Below are 17,528 nucleotides of genomic sequence, written 5' to 3'. Positions count from 1 at the left end.
TTAGCAGCAGAGATTTAGTGTGCTACCGATTTGGAGAACACGTTCAGCACCAACACGCCGGAAACAATCAAGCCGATGCCGATCAGCGCCGCCGCATCCAGGCTTTGCTTCAGGAACAGCCAGCCGACCAGGGCGATCAGCGCAATGCCGATGCCCGACCACATCGCATAGACGATCGCCACCGGCATCGTGCGCAATGTGAGCGACAGGAAATAGAAGGCCGTCAGATAGCCCGCCACCACCGCAATCGACGGCACCAGCCGGGTGAACTCGGCACTGGCTTTCAAGGCACTGGTGGCAATCACTTCGGCAACGATGGCGATCAATAGATAGACCCAATGCATGACTTCTCCTGGCTAAAAATAAAACGTAGATGAACCGAAACTCTAAAATCGGTTAACTCTGAAACCCTAATCGATAGTCGCAAACAGCTCCGTAACGAAATCGACAAATACCCTTACCTTGGCCGACAACTGATGGCTCTGGTGATACACCACCGATACCGGCGGCCCTGGCGTCGCCCAGTCTGCCAGAACCGGCGTCAAGAGACCATCGCGAATCTGCGGATTGAGCGAGAGCGTCAGCAGCTGGACGATGCCGGCGCCGCTGCTGGCGGCATGGATCAGTGTTTCAGCGTGGTTGATGGCGATATTGCCGGGCGGCGCCCAGCTATGTTCTTGCTTGCCCTTGCTAAAGGTCCAGGGGACGTTCTGGCCACTGTTAGGGTGAACGAAAGCCAGGCAACGGAAACTGCTTAGTTCCTGCGGCGTCTGCGGAGTTCCGTAGCGCGCCAGGAATTCCGGCGAAGCGCAGCACAGGTTGCGGGTTTGGTAGATACGGCGCGCCACCATGCTGGAATCCTTCAGCTCGCCGATGCGGATCCAGACGTCGCCGCGCCCCTCCACCATATCGACCATGCGGTCGCCGACATTCAACCTGATCGACAGGTCGGGGTACAGAGCGGTAAAGCGCTCCAGCGCCGGCGCCAGGTAAATACGGGCAATCACGGTGGGCACATCGACGCGCAAGATACCCTGCGGCGTCACGCGCCGGCCTTGCAATGCATCTTCCAGTTCGGTCATGTCGCCCAGCAAGCGTTGCGCGCGCTGATAGCAGCTATGGCCATCGTCGGTAAGGGAAATCTTGCGGGTGGTGCGGTTCAGCAGGCGCACGCCGAAATGCCGCTCCAGGGCGGCAATGTGATTGGTGATGGTGGCGTTCGACATCTCCAGCTGTTCAGCGGCGCGGCTGAAGCTGTTCAGTTCTACCACCTGGCAAAATACTCGTAGCGAATCCAGCCTGTCCATGATGACGATTTTATATTATTTAAGTTAATTAAAAAATGATTTTAATTGTTGCCTATTTTTCTGATTATTAAAAAGGATGATAATGCCCAAAACCAGATCGTATTGATACGACGCCAACAATTACCTGGAGACACGTATGGCCATTGCGACGAAGAATACAAACGGCAGCCCGATAGACATCCCCGCCCTGATCGACCGCAGCCGCATCGGCGGCTTCCAGATCGTCATGCTGACCCTGTGCGCCATCTGCCTGATCATCGACGGTTTCGACGTCCAGGCCATGGGTTATGTGGCGCCTGCCATCATCCAGGAGTGGGGCATCGCCAAGGCCAATCTGGGGCCGGTGTTCGGCGCCGGCTTGTTCGGCATGCTGGTGGGCTCGCTCTGTTTCAGCATTCTGGCCGACCGTATCGGCCGCCGCCCGGTGTTGATTGCCGCCACTTTGTTCTTCGCCGCCTGCATGTTGTTGACGCCCATGGCCGGCACGGTCGGGCAACTCATCGTACTGCGCTTCGTGACTGGCCTCGGGCTGGGCGCGATCATGCCGAATGCGATGGCGCTGGCCGGCGAATACAGCCCTGTGCGTAAGCGGGTCACTTTGATGATGCTGGTTTCGTGCGGCTTCACCTTGGGCGCGGTGCTGGGCGGTTTGCTGTCGGCGGCATTGATCCCGCGCTTCGGCTGGCAATCGGTATTCCATGTCGGCGGCGTCGTGCCGCTGGTGATCGGCGTGCTGATGATTTTCCTGCTGCCGGAGTCGATGCAATTCCTGGTGTTGCGCGGCAAACGGCTGGAGCAGGTCGGCAGGTGGCTGCGCCGCATCGATCCCGCGGTCGTGATCAATCAGGATACGCGCTACGTCGTCAACGAAAAAGCCGGAAAGGGTGCGCCGATGCTGCAACTGTTCCAGGAGGGCAGGGCCAAGGTTACGATCCTGTTGTGGATCATCAATTTCATGAACCTGGTGAATCTGTATTTCCTCTCGAACTGGTTGCCGACGATTGCCAAGGATGCCGGCCTGTCGACTGCCACCGCAGTGATGGCCGGCACCACCTTGCAGATCGGCGGCACGCTGGGTACGCTGGTCATGGGGCAGTTGATTGACCGCTCCAGCTTCCGCCGTGTGTTGATTCCGGTATTCCTGATTGCCGGTGTAGCAGTGGCGTTGATCGGCCGTCCGGAAATCTCGTTGCTGTTCCTGTTTGCCAGCATCTTCGTCGCCGGCTTCTGCATCGTCGGCGGCCAGCCTGCGGTGAACGCGTTGGCAGGCACTTACTACCCGACCACGTTGCGCTCCACCGGCATCGGTTGGAGCCTGGGCATAGGCCGCATCGGTTCCATCGTCGGACCGGTGCTGGGTGGCGAGCTGATCCGCCTGAACTGGCCGAACAGCAGCATCTTCATCTTGTTGGCCGTGCCGGCGCTGGTGTCGGCCGTGATGCTGATGTTGATGCAGGAGACTTCACAACGTAAGGCAGCGAATGCGGTCATTGCGCATTAGGATAGATAAGAACTTGAACCAAGGATAAAGCCCATGGAAAACCTCGACGCGCTCCGTTACCAGTCCGGATTCTGCAATGACTTCGTCAGCGAAGCCTTGCCCGGAGCCTTGCCTGCAACTCAAAATTCGCCGCAGAAAGCACCTTACGGCCTGTATGCGGAACAACTGTCCGGCACCGCATTTACCGCGCCGCGCGCGCACAACCGTCGCTCCTGGCTGTATCGTATCCGGCCGGGCGCAATGCACCACGCATTTGAAAAATCTCCGCAGCCTTTGTTGGCTAGTGGTCCGTTTACTCAGATCGATACGCCGCCCAACCAGTTGCGTTGGAATCCATTGCCATTGCCGGCCGATGATCAGCCCACCGATTTTATCGATGGCATCGTCACCTTTGCCGGCAACGGCGACGCCGCGGCGCAGGTCGGAATTGCCATTCATCTGTACGTGGCAAATCGCTCCATGCAGGACCGCTTCTTTTACGATGCCGACGGCGAATTGCTGATCGTGCCGCAAGAAGGACGTCTGCTGGCCAGGACCGAACTCGGCGTGCTGGAAGTCAAGCCTGGTGAAATCGTAGTGATCCCGCGCGGCATGCGTTTTCGCATCGAACTGCCTGACGGCAGCGCGCGCGGCTATATCTGCGAAAACTACGGCGCCGCTTTCCAATTGCCGGAACTGGGCCCGATCGGCGCCAACGGCCTGGCCAACGCGCGCGATTTCCAGACGCCGGTGGCGGCCTATGAAGATCGCGAAGGCGAGTTCCAGTTGCTGGCGAAATTCGGTGGCCAGTTGTGGACGGCGCGTATCGGTCATTCACCTCTGGACGTGGTGGCCTGGCATGGCAATTACGTGCCATACAAATACGACCTGAGCTTGTTCAACACCATCAACACAGTCAGCTACGATCATCCAGATCCATCCATCTTCACGGTGCTGACTTCGCCTTCGGATACGGCCGGCACCGCCAATGTCGATTTCGTGATTTTCCCGCCGCGCTGGATGGTGGCCGAGCACACCTTCCGGCCGCCATGGTTCCACCGCAACGTCATGAGCGAATACATGGGCCTGATTCACGGCGCCTACGATGCCAAGGCCGACGGCTTTACACCCGGCGGCGGCAGCCTGCACAACTGCATGAGCGGCCATGGCCCCGATGCCGCAACGTTCGACAAAGCTTCCAATGCGACATTGGCGCCACACCGTATCGACAATACAATGGCCTTCATGTTTGAAAGCCGCTACGTGATTCATCCCACGCCTTACGCACTGGCGACGCCGCATCTGCAGAAGGACTATCTGCAATGCTGGCATGGTTTGAAAAAGCATTTCAACGGTCAACCCTGATGCAACAAGACAAGAGAGAAAAAGACATGATGCAAGCTAACGATCCCGTACTGAAATCATTTATCCCGACTCCGGCGGAGTCGCATTTTCCTATCCAGAATTTGCCGTTCGGCGTATTTAGCACCACCGCCAATCCGGCGCCGCGCGTCGGCGTCGCCATCGGCGATCAGATACTGGATATGGCGGCGGTGGCCGAAGCCGGCTTGCTGAATCCGAGTATCAGCCCTGAAGTGTTTCGCCAGGCCAGTTTGAATCCCTTCATCGCACTGGGCCGTGCGACCTGGCGCAGCACTCGCGCCGCCATCAGCGCAATGCTGCGCGATGACAACCTGCAACTGCGCGATAACCAGGCTTTGCGCGCCAAGGTATTCGTCGCCCAGGAACAGGCCAGCCTGCATCTGCCGCTGGAGATTCCCGGCTATACCGATTTCTACTCGTCGAAGGAACACGCCACCAATGTCGGCTCCATGTTCCGCGATCCGGCCAATGCGTTGCTGCCGAACTGGCTGCACATCCCGATCGGCTACAACGGCCGCGCCAGCTCGGTAGTGGTCAGCGGCACGCCGGTGCAGCGCCCCAACGGACAGCTGAAATTGCCGGACGCCGAAGCGCCGATTTTTGGCGCCTGCCGCAAGTTGGATTTCGAACTGGAAACCGGCTTCATCATCGGCCAGCCGAACGCGCTGGGCGAACCGATCGACATCGCCAATGCGGAACAGCATATTTTCGGCATGGTGCTGCTCAACGACTGGAGCGCACGCGATCTGCAGCAGTGGGAATATGTACCGCTCGGACCGTTCAACAGCAAATCTTTCGCCACCTCGATTTCACCGTGGGTCGTCACCATGGACGCGCTGGAACCGTTCCGCGTCGCCAGCCCGGCACAGCAACCGGAGCCGCTGCCATACCTGCAGCAGAGCGGCAAGAATGGCTATGACATCACGCTGGAGGTGTCGCTTACACCTGGCGAGAACGCCGCAGCGCAAACCATCTGCCGCACCAATTTCAAAGCCATGTACTGGACCATGGTGCAGCAACTGACGCATCACACAGTTTCCGGCTGCAACACCCGCATCGGCGACCTGATGGGCTCAGGCACCATCAGCGGTAGCACGCCGGATGCCTTCGGCAGCTTGCTGGAGCTGACATGGAACGGCAAGAATCCGCTGACGCTGGCGGATGGCAGCCAGCGTAGTTTTATCCAGGATGGCGATGAGGTGGGGATGACGGGCTGGTGTCAGGGCGTTGGTTATCGCGTGGGGTTTGGCGTGGTCAGCGGCAAGATATTGCCGGCGCGAGCTTGATTTTTCGCACCGCAAATATCAAGTAATTCAAAGCCGCTGTCATCACATATCAAACTGAGCCGATAAATAGGCGGTGCGGGGCTTTCCAGGCCATGCGCCGTTGATGCTTGGATCGCCTGCTGCCCAGTAGCGTTTGTCCGTCAGATTTTGTACGGTCAGTCCAAAGGTGGTGCGATAGCCGGCCACTTTGGTGACATAACGCAGGCCGCTGTCAAAACGCGTATAGCCGCTCATCCAGCTACTGTTCTGCGCGTTAAGCGGGCGACGTCCGACGTAATAGGCTCCGCCATTGACGCTCAGGCCAGCGACTTGTGGAATCCGGTAATCCAGGAATGCATTCGCCTGGAATTTCGGCACATCCGCAATCTGTTTGCCGGAGACTTGTGCGTCGCCAGGATTATCTGCCTCGGTATGCAAAAATGCCAGTCCGGCCACAACTGACAAATCTTTTGTCAGACGGCCATTGGCAGTCAACTCAAGCCCGGAGTGGCGCTCGGTTCCGCCCTGCACGGTAAAGTGATTGGCATCGACGTACTGCAAGGTTTTTTCCAGCCGGAACAGAGCCGCGGTCAGCAACAGATCTGGAATTACATTGGCTTTGATGCCGGCTTCATACTGTGTGGTTTGCAGAGGCGGCAGGTTCTCGCCAGCATTGTTGGTGTCGTAACCCGCCGGCCCAGGCTGCTCGAAACCTTTCGCATAACTGATATACGTCGAAATGCCCTGGTAAGGTTTAAAGGTCACCGCAAACGATGGCGCATTGATGCTGGCACGCTGATGCGTGTGAGCGCCGGAGGCCGGCATGCTGTCGTTCTTATATTGCACATGACGCAATCCAAACATCAGATCCCATTGCGGGGACAAACTCAGGACATCACTGAAGAAGACGCTGGGCTGATAATTCTTCGACAGATTCTTGTTTGGAAAGGCCAGGCCTTGCGGCTGCGGCGAATAGACCGGGTTATAAATATTCCCTACGGTCTGATCTAGCACGCTGAATCCCGACTCAAAAGCCTTAAAGTTCCTGGTCGAGAATCCGCCAACCAATTGATGCTTGATCGGGCCCGTATCAAAATTCCCGGAAATATAACTGTCAGTCGACAATACCCGGAAACTCTGGCCGGGATTCAGATAGATATCTCCAGACAGAATATCGCCGTTGGCAGCGACGTTATAGATGTCGGGAAAGGCCGCTACCCGTGCATTATATGATTGCGCCACGCGTGTGATCAGCTTCCATTGTTCGTTGATACGGTAGTTGAAATCAGCGCCGATGTTGTACGTTTTGGTTTGATACTGCAACCAAGGCTGTCCCAGCAAAGTCCTCGGACTGATCGACGAAATGGCAGGCAACTGGCCGTTCAGTTCAGGGCCGATCGCCGGTTGCGCTGCGATTTTCCGGTCTTGATAGTCGAAATTCAGCTGTAGCAAGGCGTCTGGAGAGAGAGCCCAGTCGAATGCGCCGCTGACGAATTTCCGGGAAACATCGCCGTTGCTCCTGAAGTCGCCATTTTTTTCGCCGGCGACATTGATCCGGTAGCCGAATTTTCCATCTTCCAGCGCACCGCCGGTATCAACGCTCGTGTAGTAGCCGCCATGATCCCGCACAGAGGTTTTGATGGTGGTGAAACGTTCGCGCGTAGGACGCTTGATGACATAGTTGACCGTGCCGCCGGGTGAATTGATCCCATACAGAAATCCGGAGGGCCCTTTCAATACGTCGACCTGTTCGATGTTTTCGAGCGGGATTTCATAGTACGGAGCTACCGACATGCCATCGCGCCGGATCGTGTTGGTCCAGTCGACAAAGAAGCCGCGTATGCGGATCGTCTCATAGGCGCCGGCCTGCGTGGCGTCCTGGATGGAGGGATCGTTTTTCAATACATCCATCAAGGTGCGGCCATCCTGCGCATTGATCAATTCGCTCGTATAGGATTGAATCGAGAAAGGCAGATCCTCCATTTTTTTCGACCCCAGCGCACCGACGCTCGCGCCATCTCTGGCATACAGCGAAGGCCGTGCTGCCGTCACTGTGATGTCACCTAAGCGGTTGTCGCCGGTGCTGACCTCCTTGGCTGGCGCCGGCATCACTGTGTAAGCTCCGTCCTTGGTTGCATGGATAGTCAGGCCGGTGCCGGACAAAAGCCGGTCGAGAGCATCGTGGACTGTCAGAGAGCCATGCAATGCCGCCGCTGTTTTCTTTTCTGCGAGATCGGTGGAGAAGACGATTTGCGCGCCCGACTGGCGTGCAAGTGCGCGCAACGATTGATCCAGCGATTGCGCCGGGATATCGAAGTTGACCGGATTCGATTGCGCCCAAACCGATGTTGCCACCGCAATGCCGGCCGCCAGCACACTCAGTCGATGTTTAAATCTGATACCGGGCAGCGCCCGTTTTACAACCTTAGCCACTTGATGCTCCTATAAGAAAAATGGGTCTCTTATAGAAGTTATCGAAATGGCGTTGTGTTTAGGGAACCTGAGAATGAAAATCATTTCATGGAAATCGTGACATCGTCGGCGGCGCCACGGTGTATCTTGACAGGCAAGGCGGCCGGCAGGGCATCGATCAGGTTTTCCAGCCCGTTGATGCTGTATTCGCCTGACAAGCGCAGCTTGGCTACGCGTTCGCCGCGCAAGGAAATGCTGGCGCGGCGATAACGCTGCATTTCATCGACGGCCTGACGCAATGACGTGCCGTCAAAGACAAGTTTGCCGCGCTGCCACGCCGCGGCCTGGTTCGTGTCTACTGACTTTATCGCAGCCGGCGTGGCGTCGTCGTAATCGATCTGCTGGTTCGCCGTAATGATCTTTGCCACCGCCGCCTGCTGGTTTGACGTGACCTGCACCGCTCCCTTGAGTACCGTCACACGCACGCCGGCGGGCAGATTGCGAACATTGAACTCGGTGCCGATGTCGGTGATGGTGACATGGTTGGCTTGCACCACGAAACTGCGATAGGTATGGGCCACCTTGAATGCCACCTCTCCCTTGTCCAGAATCAGGCGGCGCGAACGCAGGTGCGATTTAATGGTCAGCGCGCTGTCGGTATTGAGCTGGATTTCGCTACCGTCGTCCATGGTCCAGCTTGAGCGCTCTCCGGTCGAGGTGGCAATATGTTCCGTGCGATAAGCCGGATCGACGATCCAAATGGCTCCGATGGCAATGCAGAAGGTGGCCATTGTCGCCATGCGCTGTATCCGTCTGCGTTTCGCCACCGCATTCAGGATATCGTTTTGAGCGGGGTACAAGGCCAATAAGGGAAGACGCATGGTTGCAAGCGTGGATTCGCAGGCCACACCGGTGCACTGCGCCATCAACGGCATGATGGCGGTCATTGCCCGCATCAGGTGTTTGCCTACCATTTTGCGCGAGATACCCAATTTTTCCGCGACCTCTTGTTGCGGCATTTCCTGGATTTTGTGCAGCAGGAATACTTCGCGACAACGTGACGGCAATCGCTCCACGGCGCGCTGCAAGGCTTCAAGTGTCTGCATGCCGCACAAAATGCTTTCGCCGTCATGCATGTGGATCTGCGTGTCGGGCATTATCGCTACCGACTCCAGCCACGCGTTTCGGGCGGCATCGGCCCGATAACGGTCGATTGCCCTGCAGGTAGAGATGTGGCGCAACAGTGCGAGCGGTGTGCCTTTGTTTTCTGGCGGCGGGTTTTCAAGCAGTTGCACGCAGACATCGTTGACCACTTCCCGGGCAAAACTCTTGTCGCCGAAGCGACGCCGTACATGCTCAACCAGCTCGTCGTAATGGCGAGTCAGTGCGACAAGCAAAGGGGAGCGATGTAAGTCGTGGTTCACGTGACAAGGTTTCAGGAGGCAGGGAATATTATTATAAATGAGAATCGTTAGCATTTATGTTAATAGTGATGCCTATGCTTGATCTGTTAACATTCGTGTCCCAGCGGATTGCTCATAGCGATTCATCTTCGGGATTGCTGACATCTCGTCGATTCCGGCGAACTGCCCAGCCGTTCCTGGGACAAATCGCCCTCTAATCTCGCATTTTTAAGTCTTTTCGGTGGCGACATTCCTTACTCCAAAAGCTAAAATAGTCTTGCTATTTTATTCATTTCCGCTAAAAAATACTGAGCTAGAATGCAAAGAATGGAGTCTTTATGAAATATCCTGCCACATTCACTCCAGACGCTGAAGCCGGCGGTTTTGTCGTTACCTTCCGCGATATTCCGGAAGCAATTACTCAAGGAGATACAGAAGCCGAAGCGCTCGAAATGGCCACAGACGTTCTTTTGAGCGCAATGGATTTTTATTTCGAGGATAAGCGCCAGGTTCCGTTGCCTTCAAAGGCTAAAAAGGGCGAGCGATTTATTCAACTGCCGCTCAGCGTGGCTGCCAAGGTGTTGTTGCTCAATGAAATGCTCGCCCAACATATGCGGCCGACTGACCTGGCTCTTCGCATGGATACAACGAAGCAGGAAGTGAACCGCCTGATTGATCTGCATCACACAACCAAGATCGACAGAATTGCCGAGGCAATGAGTGTGCTTGGAAAGCATATTGAATTGAGCGTGGCTTAAAGTGTCGTAAATCAGAGTTGAGATGACATACAGCGTAAGATTTCGTCGAACCTGACGCACTTTCCTCGCCAATCTAAAAAACATACATGACAACCTTGACCATTGCTGCGGCACAATCAATCTCAATTGCTGGTGACGTGAAAGCCAACGTTTCTCGACACCTTCGATTTATGGAACAGGCAGCCGATCATGGTGTGCAGCTTCTTGTATTTCCCGAGTTGTCGCTAACGGGGTATGAGAGAGGCTTGGGGCGTGAGCTGGCAATGCGGCCAGACGCTGAAATATTAATGCCGTTGCATGATTTGGCGCAACGTATGGGCATGACCGCCGTTGTTGGGGCACCGATGTTTGCCAATGACAGCAATGACGTTTTTATTGGCGCCCTTATAATTGGAAATGCCAATGGCGTGGGACTCTATACGAAGCAGCATTTGCATCCTGGAGAGGAAGTTGTTTTTACAGCTGGTAGTCGTGGTGTAACTGTACCAGTCGCAGATATGACGGTTGCCTTGGCGATTTGCGCTGATATCGTGCAGCTGGCGCATGCTGCTCAGGCTAAACAATTAAAAGCTAACGTTTACGCAGCGGGCGTGCTTATTACAAAGAAGGCTTATTCAACGGAGACAGAGCTGCTCAGAACCTACGCAACCGAGCACAATATGGCCGTTTTAATGGCGAATCACGGTGGGCCGACAGGCGGCTGGAGTCCGATTGGGCAGAGCGCGTTTTGGGCAGAAGGTGGGCGTTTGATCGTCGCCGCGCCGGGTGAAGGGAATCTTCTGGTTATTGCAACACGGGATGCCAGTCAGTGGTCTGGAAAAATTGTCAGCGTGACGGCCTAGGCCATTACGTCGGCGATGACGCAAATTAGATTCGTGCGTTTCCTGTCGGATTAAGTCGCAATTTATGCACTTAAAGCGTTTGAGAACGGTTCAATTTATCGATGCGTTTGTAGCCACTCACGTAACGCACCGTTCATTCTGGTTTGCCAGCCGTCACCGCCAGTTTTGAAGGCTTCCAGTACGTCCTCATCAAAGCGCATGGTCACCTGAACTTTTTTTCCGCTTCCGGCAGGGCGGCCACGTGTGCGCAGTGGTTTTAATTGATGGAGTTGCGCATTGCTTAATGGCAACGCATCAGGGTCATCTAATGCCGCTGCAGTAATAGCGGCATCTTCTTCGGCTGTCGGCATCGCGATTTTACGTTTGTTCGACATAGTATTTCACCTCTCTCAAATTGGCCTTTCTCAGGCTGATAATTCTGCGTACGTCGTCACGATCAACAAAGGCAACGTAACAGATGCGCTCGTCAATGGCCGCCAAGCCACATTGGCGGGCTTCACGGTAGGCTTTGCGGTCATCCGTCCAGACAAGGCAACTGTCCCAATCAATTCTCTCTGCATCGGCCAATGACACGTCATGTTTATAAATATTGACTGCATTTTTGTTATTGTCATAAGCGATTTTCATTTGAATTTTTGTAACTACATTTAATTATAGAGTAAAATAATATTTGTAGTTACAAATATTGCCTCTAGCCGTCGCGGGTGACGCCTTTGATGTTGAAAAAGCCATCCGTTGCATTCATATGGGATTTACTGAGTCATTGCCTTCAACGCCGCCTGAGCCAGGAAGCCGGAACGCGTCATTTGATGCGACTTGGCGTAAGCATCAATGTCACGCAACAGACTTTCCGGTAATGAGATATTGAGTCGGACAGGCTTGGTATTAATTTTGGACCGGTCAATGTTGACCAGCATCCAGTAGCCATCGGCATAGTCCGCAGCGTCTTTCCATTTCTCGATGGATGATGGTTCAGGAATGTGCGCCTCACCCTCGTACATGGTTTCTGCTGCTTCCTGGGCCTTTGCCGGGAGATCATTCAGTTCGTCTGCTGCTGTAAAGACGCCAGGAAGATCCGGAAAGCTGGCGCCGTACGCGCTATTGCTGTCCTTCCATACATACAGTGGATATAACATTTTCGTCCTCATTTCAATTCGGCCTGTTTCAAGATGCTCTCGGCTGTTCCAACAGGCAGGTCTTTCTTCGGATGCGGAACAACCACAGATCTGCCGGTGACAGGGTGGCGATATTTGTGATGGCTGCCGCGAATGGAGATATGTATCCAGCCGGCTGCTTTTAGTTGCTTGATAATGTCTGTGCTGTTCATGGTATTTTACACACAATTACACAATTTTTCGGAAATATTATGTATCTGTGTGTATTTTTTTTCGTGGTGAGTTGCTGCGGATTGACGACGACAGGTTCCCAGGCAGTCAGGACCGTAGAATCGTATTCGGGGGATTTCAGTGGTGAAGTGTGGAGAAGAACGCGCTTTTGCAGTAGTGGTAAAAGCCTGAAAAGCAGTTTCGGATTGCATGCTGAGCTACATATCGGGTCACATATTTTCCGTTGCTTGCACGGAATACCCAGGCGTAAAAAAAGCCGCTCAGGGCGGCTTAGAACGAAGTAGGTGCAGGCCTTACGCCTCCGGTCCAGCAGCAAACCGTGGCGCGGCATCATTCTCTCAGCGACTCAGCGACTCAGCGACTCAGCGACTCAGCGACGCGGCACGCCATCCCGCCATTCACCCCAATGCGTCACGATATCCTGCACCAGCGGATTCCCCGCACGATACAAATTCTCCGTCGCCGGTACGAAGCCGCCCTGATCTGCGTAGTTGAGCAGATTGTCGGCGCTGGTCTGCCCCTGATACGGCCGATCGAAATCCGACCCGGTGCGCAACGCTGCTACGCGGTTCAGATCGACCCGCTTGATGCTCGATGCACGCTTCAATGCTTCGAAGGTCGCGTTGTCTTCCTGCGCCGTCATGCAATACACGCCCTTGTTGTCGGTCAGGATCTTGGTCCATTCGCGCGCACGTTCACCCAGCAGCGTGCCTGACCACCAGGTATTGCCGGAAGCGATATCGCACTGGACAACCGACGGCGGTTGATTCGCCGGCGCGTAACTGAACTTCGAGCGCGCTATCTGTGCCTGCGGGTTATCGGCCAGCACCACGTTGCGCGAGAGTGCAAACGCGGCGTCGGCCAGTTTCGGGTTCAGCTGGAATACTTCGTTGCGGTAATCGAGCGGCGGCTTCTCGCTCGGGCTCTTGGTGTTGATGCCGAGATAGCCGGTTTTCCAGCCAGCCGGAATCTCGCGTGCATCCAGTTCCCACTGGATGCCGAAATCGACCAGATACTTGGCCCACGCTGCCGAACCAACGGTGCCGCGCGCGGGATCGATGCCGGCAATGCCGGAAATCAGGAAGTAGGTATGGCGCAGATCGAAACGCGACGAGAACGTCAGCGCCATGATCGACGCCGATGCATTCGCGTAGCCCATGCCGGTCGTGATTACGCAGACGTCTTGCTTGTTGCAGTGAACGTCGGGGTAGTCTGGCGACAGACCAGGTACCGCAATGGTTTTCCAAGGGCCGATGCGATCCAGCCAAGCCTGGCCTTCGGGGCCGAACATGGTAATGATCATTACCTTGACCGGACGGTTTTGTGCATTCGATTCGGCCAGCGCATCGCTGCCCCGGTCCTGTGCGATCGACGGGCCGGTGGCGCAGGCAGCAAGCGATAGAGCGGCTGTGGCAATAAGCGAGCGAGTCATCATGGGCTTTCCTTGTGGGAAGTGGAACCCGTAGTCTACCTGTGAAAATCGATTATTGTTACTTGATTGCAATATTTTAGAACGATTTTCCAGGCATGAAAAAGCCGCCAAAAAAAGGCGGCTTGGTCACATGCAATCGCGCTTGCAAATCAAAGATAAATGATGGCCAGAATAACGCCGATAATCAAACCGAACTTGATGCACATATACAGCGGCTTGCTGAATTTCTTCAAGGCGCGCCGGTATTGGCCGGCAGCCCAGACAAAACGGAACAATTTGTTGATACCGCCGGTTTCATCGCCGGTTTCGTTGGGTGACGCCGCCGCGCTCATCATGTGGCGGCCGAGCCAGCGGTTGATCGCCTGCGCCCAGCGGTACCGCATGGGGCGTTCGATGTCGCAGAAAATGATGATGCGATTGCTGTCGCAACCGTTTTGCGCCCAATGGATAAAGGTTTCGTCGAACACCACGCCTTGGCCATCGCGCCAGCTGTAGCGCTGCTGGTTGACTTCGATGAAGCAACGATCATCGTTAGGTGTGACCAGGCCTAGGTGATAGCGCAGCGAACCGGCGAACGGATCGCGGTGCGGATTCAGCGTACCGCCAGGAGCCAGCTCGGCAAACATCGCCGCCTTGACGCTCGGCGTGCGGCGCAGCAGGGCTACGGTCTTGGGGCAGAACTGTTCGGCGGAGGGATGGCTGGCGTCATACCATTTCAGGTAGAAGCGCTTCCAGCCAGCCTTGAAGAAGGAGTTGAAGCCGGCGTCGTCATTCTTTTCTGCTGCGCGGATTTTTTCCAGGCCGATCAAGCCCTGCGCTTCATCGCGGATGGTTTCCCAGTTGTCTTCCAAAATCTTGAGATCGGCGAAAGTGCTGGTCGGCAGGTAAGGCGTATTGGTAGGCACCTTGGAAAACATGTACATGAAGATGTTGAGCGGGGCCATGATCGACGAATGGTCGAATATCTGCCGGAAAAAAGGCAGGCGCGCCTTGCCGCGAAAGTGCACGTACAACACCGATAAAATAAAAATACTGACTACTGCCCATTTCATAAAAATGTGCTCCGTTTCAAAAAATGGCTGGTCACCGTTGCGTTGCCGGCAGATGCCTGGCGCGCATCACATGGCGAGGAAAAAGAATGTGATATTGCCAACTAAAATCAAGTCAACCGCCATTTTATCCCTTTTGCGGCTGGTAACCGTGATCTTGGTGCGTTTGTTCATCCAGATGGTTGCAGCAGGGAATGTCGTGGAAGCGTATCTCCAACATTGCCGCCAATAATATTTCAATGTTAATATTACGCTTCCTTAGGGGAGTAGCCGCCTTCGTTTCTTTCGAAGAGCGCATGTCAACATACTTGGCGCTGTATCAAATTTACGCCATGGCATGCGCGACCGCACGGTTTGGCAAGACCTATGGTGCTTCCCTTTACCCGGCCGGGCGAAGGTGTTGCGCCATTCGTCAGTGCCCGGCCCTCAGGATTTCCTCATGCTTATTTACCGCCAGTGGCAGCGTCAATGCTCTACTACAGCCTGCTTTGCTAAGCCGACCACTGTTACGTCCCCTTCATCTTCTTCGCCAGTTTCATCCTCAACCCTGATTTATCCGGCAGGAGCACGCGCATGATGCTCAGCGTTGCTCTGCTACTCGGTTCGGCCGTAGTGATTTATCTGTCCTGTGAATATTTCGTCAATAGCATCGAATGGGTCGGGCGCCGGATGGGTATTGCGCAAAGTGCCGTGGGCACGGTGTTGGCGGCGTTTGGTACGGCGTTGCCGGAAAGCGTGGTGACTTTTGTCGCGGTGGTGTTCGGGCGCGATGCGGCGCACCGGGAAATCGGCGTCGGTGCTGCGCTCGGCGGGCCGCTGGTGTTGGCGACGATCGCCTATGCGGTGGTCGGCCTGATGTTCATCCTGAATCGTAAAAAACTCGGCAGCATCCTGCTGTCGGCCAGTGCTGCGCAACGGCTGAGCCGGGACCAGGCCTGGTTCATCGGTATTTTTGTGGTCAAGGTTGGCCTCGGCCTGGTGGCGTTTGCCATTAAGCCTTGGCTGGGTGTGTTTTTCCTGCTGGCTTACGGTGTGTATATCTGGGGTGAAATGCGCAAGGAAGAGGATGCCGACGCGGAAGTGAATGATCTGGAGCCTTTGAAATTCCGGCCGCACGATCCGCAACCGGGAATCGGCTGGGCCTTGTTGCAAACTTTGGTGGCGCTGGTGGTGATTTTTCTGAGTTCCCAGTTGTTTGTGCATCAGCTGGGTGATATCGCACCTTGGCTGGGTATTTCGCCGCAATTGGCTGCGCTTTTGCTCAGCCCGATCGCTACCGAGTTGCCGGAGATCCTGAACGCGGTGATCTGGGTGAGGCAGGGCAAGCAAAACCTGGCCCTGAGCAATATCAGCGGCGCCATGATGATCCAGGCGACTATCCCGACCGCACTGGTATTGATCTTTACGCCATGGATGCTGGGTCCGCCGTTGATCTGGGCCGCAGCGGTGACGATGATGTCGATGTTCGGCCTGTACGTGCTGCTGCGCAAGAGCATGTTGACCGCTGGCCGCCTGGCGATCTTCGGCTTGTTGTATTTGCTATTTGCTGCCGGGCTTGGATTCATCGGCGTGCATTGATTGCATTTGATAAAGCCGTTGTCAGGCGCGCGCACCCAAGGCGATCACCGCCGCGCCTGTCAACGCCAGCCCCGCGCCCAGCAGATCGGTCCACCGCGGGCTAACGCCGTCAACACCCCATAGCCAGAAAATTGCGGTGGCGATGTATACCGCGCCATAAGCGGCATACACGCGGCCGCTGGCAGCGGGGTGCAGCGTCAGCAGCCAGACGAAGACCATCAAGCTGACTGCCGCCGGCAGCAATAGCCACGCCGAACCCTTGTTGTTCAACCATAACATCGGCAGGTAGCAGCCGAGGAGCTCGGCGATGGCGGTCAGCAGGAACAGGCCAAGGGTTTTTGTCATGACAGGGTATAAAAGAAACCGGGAAGAGTAGGGTAGCAGCAAGAGCAATATAATGTTGCTGTTATTGCTCTAGCTTTACTCCAGCACCGGGACGACCCGGTGCTGCATTCTATCCGGGGACGACCCCATCTTTTCTGGAGTTCGCATGGCCTGGATCATTCTCTTTCTTGCCGGTTTAGCCGAAATCGTCTGGGCTGTCGGCCTGAAATATTCGGAAGGTTTTACACGTACCTGGCCTTCTGTAATTACCTGCGTCGGCATGGCCATCAGCATCTGGCTGCTGGCACTGGCGATGCGTACCTTGCCACTTGGTACCGCCTACGCGGTGTGGACTGGCATCGGTGCGGTCGGTTCGTTTATTGCCGGTATCGTGCTGCTGGGCGAGGTGGTGAGCGTGGCGCGCATTGCCAGCGTCAGCTTGATCGTGCTGGGCTTGATCGGTTTGAAGTTGTCAACGGCAAGCTGATCGCTAGCCTATGGCTCACGGCCTATGCTGCAGCGTTGATTTTATTGGGTGAGCTGACTACTTTGGAGTCGAATCCTGCATGGGTTTTCAGGGCCTGGTAACGCAGGCAGGTGACGCGCAGGAAAGACGCGAAATTGCTGGCTTCACCGAAATGTGTGGTGACTTCTTCGTGTAATTTTGCGATCAGCTGGTTGGTGGTCAAATCGTTATCTGCAGCCAGTTCCGCCAGGGTTTGCCAAAACAGGTTTTCCAGCTTGATGGTGGTGATGACTCCCATGATGCGCACCGAACGGGCGCGCGATTCATACAGTATGGGATCGGCCTGGGCATAAATCTGACACATCGAACACCTCGCTTCTTGAATATTCCCGAATATTTCTTGTGCAACAGTTGCTGCTGATGCATGCAAACGATACATGCAAACATATTGTGCGGCCGGTCTTGCGGCAGGCCGCACAACAT

The 17,528-nt window shown here is 55.4% G+C and carries 19 protein-coding genes and 1 riboswitch; of the genes, 7 read left to right on the top strand and 12 right to left on the bottom strand.

The window, feature by feature from the left end:
- Positions 1 to 14: 14 nt before the first annotated feature.
- Together KHU29_RS06630 and KHU29_RS06625 are read right to left on the bottom strand one after the other, a co-directional pair.
- Entirely contained in the window at positions 15 to 344 is a 330-nt protein-coding gene (locus tag KHU29_RS06630; RefSeq protein WP_211452066.1) for a DMT family transporter, read from the bottom strand.
- A 66-nt stretch (positions 345 to 410) separates the two neighbouring features.
- The gene (locus tag KHU29_RS06625; protein WP_211452065.1) at positions 411 to 1,307 is read right to left on the bottom strand and encodes a LysR family transcriptional regulator; all 897 of its coding nucleotides are present in this window, start codon (positions 1,305 to 1,307) and stop codon (positions 411 to 413) included.
- A 136-nt stretch (positions 1,308 to 1,443) separates the two neighbouring features.
- Between KHU29_RS06625 and KHU29_RS06620 the strand changes: the two genes are divergently transcribed.
- From KHU29_RS06620 to fahA, 3 genes are read left to right on the top strand one after another with little or no spacing between them, the layout of a single operon-like run.
- A complete protein-coding gene (locus tag KHU29_RS06620) occupies positions 1,444 to 2,808 on the top strand; it encodes an MFS transporter (RefSeq protein WP_211452064.1) in 1,365 nt (454 codons plus the stop codon).
- 33 nt (positions 2,809 to 2,841) lie between these two features.
- Positions 2,842 to 4,152, top strand: a complete 1,311-nt coding sequence (hmgA, locus tag KHU29_RS06615; protein WP_211452063.1) for a homogentisate 1,2-dioxygenase — start codon at positions 2,842 to 2,844, stop codon at positions 4,150 to 4,152.
- Between the two features lie 26 nt (positions 4,153 to 4,178).
- Entirely contained in the window at positions 4,179 to 5,456 is a 1,278-nt protein-coding gene (gene fahA / locus KHU29_RS06610; RefSeq protein ID WP_246541659.1) for a fumarylacetoacetase, read from the top strand.
- A 42-nt stretch (positions 5,457 to 5,498) separates the two neighbouring features.
- On the opposite strand, the gene KHU29_RS06605 is transcribed toward fahA, so the two are convergent.
- Together KHU29_RS06605 and KHU29_RS06600 are read right to left on the bottom strand one after the other, a co-directional pair.
- Positions 5,499 to 7,868, bottom strand: a complete 2,370-nt coding sequence (locus tag KHU29_RS06605) for a TonB-dependent siderophore receptor (RefSeq protein WP_211452061.1) — start codon at positions 7,866 to 7,868, stop codon at positions 5,499 to 5,501.
- Between the two features lie 80 nt (positions 7,869 to 7,948).
- Positions 7,949 to 9,271, bottom strand: a complete 1,323-nt coding sequence (locus KHU29_RS06600; RefSeq protein ID WP_343216034.1) for a sigma-70 family RNA polymerase sigma factor — start codon at positions 9,269 to 9,271, stop codon at positions 7,949 to 7,951.
- A 317-nt stretch (positions 9,272 to 9,588) separates the two neighbouring features.
- Here KHU29_RS06600 and KHU29_RS06595 point away from each other — a divergent pair, with 317 nt between their 5' ends.
- Together KHU29_RS06595 and KHU29_RS06590 are read left to right on the top strand one after the other, a co-directional pair.
- Positions 9,589 to 10,008, top strand: a complete 420-nt coding sequence (locus KHU29_RS06595; protein WP_211452059.1) for a type II toxin-antitoxin system HicB family antitoxin — start codon at positions 9,589 to 9,591, stop codon at positions 10,006 to 10,008.
- An 86-nt stretch (positions 10,009 to 10,094) separates the two neighbouring features.
- Positions 10,095 to 10,850 (top strand): carbon-nitrogen hydrolase family protein, encoded by a 756-nt coding sequence (locus tag KHU29_RS06590; RefSeq protein WP_211452057.1) that lies wholly within the window; start codon positions 10,095 to 10,097, stop codon positions 10,848 to 10,850.
- Between the two features lie 95 nt (positions 10,851 to 10,945).
- On the opposite strand, the gene KHU29_RS06585 is transcribed toward KHU29_RS06590, so the two are convergent.
- The 6 genes from KHU29_RS06585 to lpxO form a co-directional block, all read right to left on the bottom strand.
- Positions 10,946 to 11,224, bottom strand: a complete 279-nt coding sequence (locus KHU29_RS06585) for a BrnA antitoxin family protein (protein ID WP_211452054.1) — start codon at positions 11,222 to 11,224, stop codon at positions 10,946 to 10,948.
- Positions 11,208 to 11,477, bottom strand: a complete 270-nt coding sequence (locus tag KHU29_RS06580; protein ID WP_211452052.1) for a BrnT family toxin — start codon at positions 11,475 to 11,477, stop codon at positions 11,208 to 11,210. The genes KHU29_RS06585 and KHU29_RS06580 overlap by 17 nt, the downstream gene beginning before the upstream one ends.
- Before the next feature lie 125 nt (positions 11,478 to 11,602).
- A complete protein-coding gene (locus KHU29_RS06575) occupies positions 11,603 to 11,986 on the bottom strand; it encodes a type II toxin-antitoxin system HicB family antitoxin (protein ID WP_211452050.1) in 384 nt (127 codons plus the stop codon).
- A gap of 8 nt (positions 11,987 to 11,994) precedes the next feature.
- Complete coding sequence (locus KHU29_RS06570; RefSeq protein ID WP_211452048.1) at positions 11,995 to 12,177, bottom strand: type II toxin-antitoxin system HicA family toxin; 183 nt, start codon at positions 12,175 to 12,177, stop codon at positions 11,995 to 11,997.
- 389 nt (positions 12,178 to 12,566) lie between these two features.
- Positions 12,567 to 13,631: a purine-nucleoside phosphorylase gene (locus tag KHU29_RS06565; protein ID WP_211452046.1), complete on the bottom strand. Its 1,065-nt coding sequence runs from the start codon at positions 13,629 to 13,631 to the stop codon at positions 12,567 to 12,569.
- Positions 13,632 to 13,777: 146 nt separating this feature from the next.
- Positions 13,778 to 14,680, bottom strand: coding sequence for a lipid A hydroxylase LpxO (gene lpxO / locus KHU29_RS06560; protein ID WP_211452044.1), 903 nt, complete (start codon positions 14,678 to 14,680; stop codon positions 13,778 to 13,780).
- Positions 14,681 to 14,933: 253 nt separating this feature from the next.
- A riboswitch (yybP-ykoY riboswitch) is annotated at positions 14,934 to 15,105 on the top strand.
- A 145-nt stretch (positions 15,106 to 15,250) separates the two neighbouring features.
- On the opposite strand from lpxO, the gene KHU29_RS06555 reads away from it, so the two are divergent.
- Positions 15,251 to 16,255 (top strand): sodium:calcium antiporter, encoded by a 1,005-nt coding sequence (locus KHU29_RS06555; RefSeq protein ID WP_211452042.1) that lies wholly within the window; start codon positions 15,251 to 15,253, stop codon positions 16,253 to 16,255.
- 21 nt (positions 16,256 to 16,276) lie between these two features.
- Here KHU29_RS06555 and KHU29_RS06550 read toward each other — a convergent pair whose 3' ends face one another.
- The gene (locus KHU29_RS06550) at positions 16,277 to 16,600 is read right to left on the bottom strand and encodes a YnfA family protein (RefSeq protein WP_211452040.1); all 324 of its coding nucleotides are present in this window, start codon (positions 16,598 to 16,600) and stop codon (positions 16,277 to 16,279) included.
- 145 nt (positions 16,601 to 16,745) lie between these two features.
- Between KHU29_RS06550 and sugE the strand changes: the two genes are divergently transcribed.
- Entirely contained in the window at positions 16,746 to 17,066 is a 321-nt protein-coding gene (sugE, locus tag KHU29_RS06545) for a quaternary ammonium compound efflux SMR transporter SugE (RefSeq protein WP_211452038.1), read from the top strand.
- A gap of 22 nt (positions 17,067 to 17,088) precedes the next feature.
- Here the strand turns inward: sugE and KHU29_RS06540 are convergent, their stop codons facing one another.
- Entirely contained in the window at positions 17,089 to 17,409 is a 321-nt protein-coding gene (locus KHU29_RS06540) for a ribbon-helix-helix domain-containing protein (RefSeq protein ID WP_211452037.1), read from the bottom strand.
- Positions 17,410 to 17,528 lie beyond the last annotated feature (119 nt).

This window comes from Collimonas antrihumi (assembly GCF_018304965.1).
GTDB lineage: Bacteria > Pseudomonadota > Gammaproteobacteria > Burkholderiales > Burkholderiaceae_D > Collimonas > Collimonas antrihumi.
The sequence above is the reverse complement of the archived record's forward strand: the minus strand, read 5'-3'. Positions and strand labels throughout refer to the sequence as shown.

What these genes read in the sequence shown, in the direction of transcription:
- KHU29_RS06630 (WP_211452066.1), bottom strand. Translation starts at nt 344, where the DNA reads ATGCATTGGGTCTATCTATTGATCGCCATCGTTGCCGAAGTGATTGCC.
- KHU29_RS06625 (WP_211452065.1), bottom strand. Translation starts at nt 1,307, where the DNA reads ATGGACAGGCTGGATTCGCTACGAGTATTTTGCCAGGTGGTAGAACTG.
- KHU29_RS06620 (WP_211452064.1), top strand. Translation starts at nt 1,444, where the DNA reads ATGGCCATTGCGACGAAGAATACAAACGGCAGCCCGATAGACATCCCC.
- hmgA (WP_211452063.1), top strand. Translation starts at nt 2,842, where the DNA reads ATGGAAAACCTCGACGCGCTCCGTTACCAGTCCGGATTCTGCAATGAC.
- fahA (WP_246541659.1), top strand. Translation starts at nt 4,179, where the DNA reads ATGATGCAAGCTAACGATCCCGTACTGAAATCATTTATCCCGACTCCG.
- KHU29_RS06595 (WP_211452059.1), top strand. Translation starts at nt 9,589, where the DNA reads ATGAAATATCCTGCCACATTCACTCCAGACGCTGAAGCCGGCGGTTTT.
- KHU29_RS06590 (WP_211452057.1), top strand. Translation starts at nt 10,095, where the DNA reads ATGACAACCTTGACCATTGCTGCGGCACAATCAATCTCAATTGCTGGT.
- KHU29_RS06585 (WP_211452054.1), bottom strand. Translation starts at nt 11,224, where the DNA reads ATGTCGAACAAACGTAAAATCGCGATGCCGACAGCCGAAGAAGATGCC.
- KHU29_RS06580 (WP_211452052.1), bottom strand. Translation starts at nt 11,477, where the DNA reads ATGAAAATCGCTTATGACAATAACAAAAATGCAGTCAATATTTATAAA.
- KHU29_RS06575 (WP_211452050.1), bottom strand. Translation starts at nt 11,986, where the DNA reads ATGTTATATCCACTGTATGTATGGAAGGACAGCAATAGCGCGTACGGC.
- KHU29_RS06570 (WP_211452048.1), bottom strand. Translation starts at nt 12,177, where the DNA reads ATGAACAGCACAGACATTATCAAGCAACTAAAAGCAGCCGGCTGGATA.
- KHU29_RS06565 (WP_211452046.1), bottom strand. Translation starts at nt 13,631, where the DNA reads ATGATGACTCGCTCGCTTATTGCCACAGCCGCTCTATCGCTTGCTGCC.
- lpxO (WP_211452044.1), bottom strand. Translation starts at nt 14,680, where the DNA reads ATGAAATGGGCAGTAGTCAGTATTTTTATTTTATCGGTGTTGTACGTG.
- KHU29_RS06555 (WP_211452042.1), top strand. Translation starts at nt 15,251, where the DNA reads ATGATGCTCAGCGTTGCTCTGCTACTCGGTTCGGCCGTAGTGATTTAT.
- KHU29_RS06550 (WP_211452040.1), bottom strand. Translation starts at nt 16,600, where the DNA reads ATGACAAAAACCCTTGGCCTGTTCCTGCTGACCGCCATCGCCGAGCTC.
- sugE (WP_211452038.1), top strand. Translation starts at nt 16,746, where the DNA reads ATGGCCTGGATCATTCTCTTTCTTGCCGGTTTAGCCGAAATCGTCTGG.
- KHU29_RS06540 (WP_211452037.1), bottom strand. Translation starts at nt 17,409, where the DNA reads ATGTGTCAGATTTATGCCCAGGCCGATCCCATACTGTATGAATCGCGC.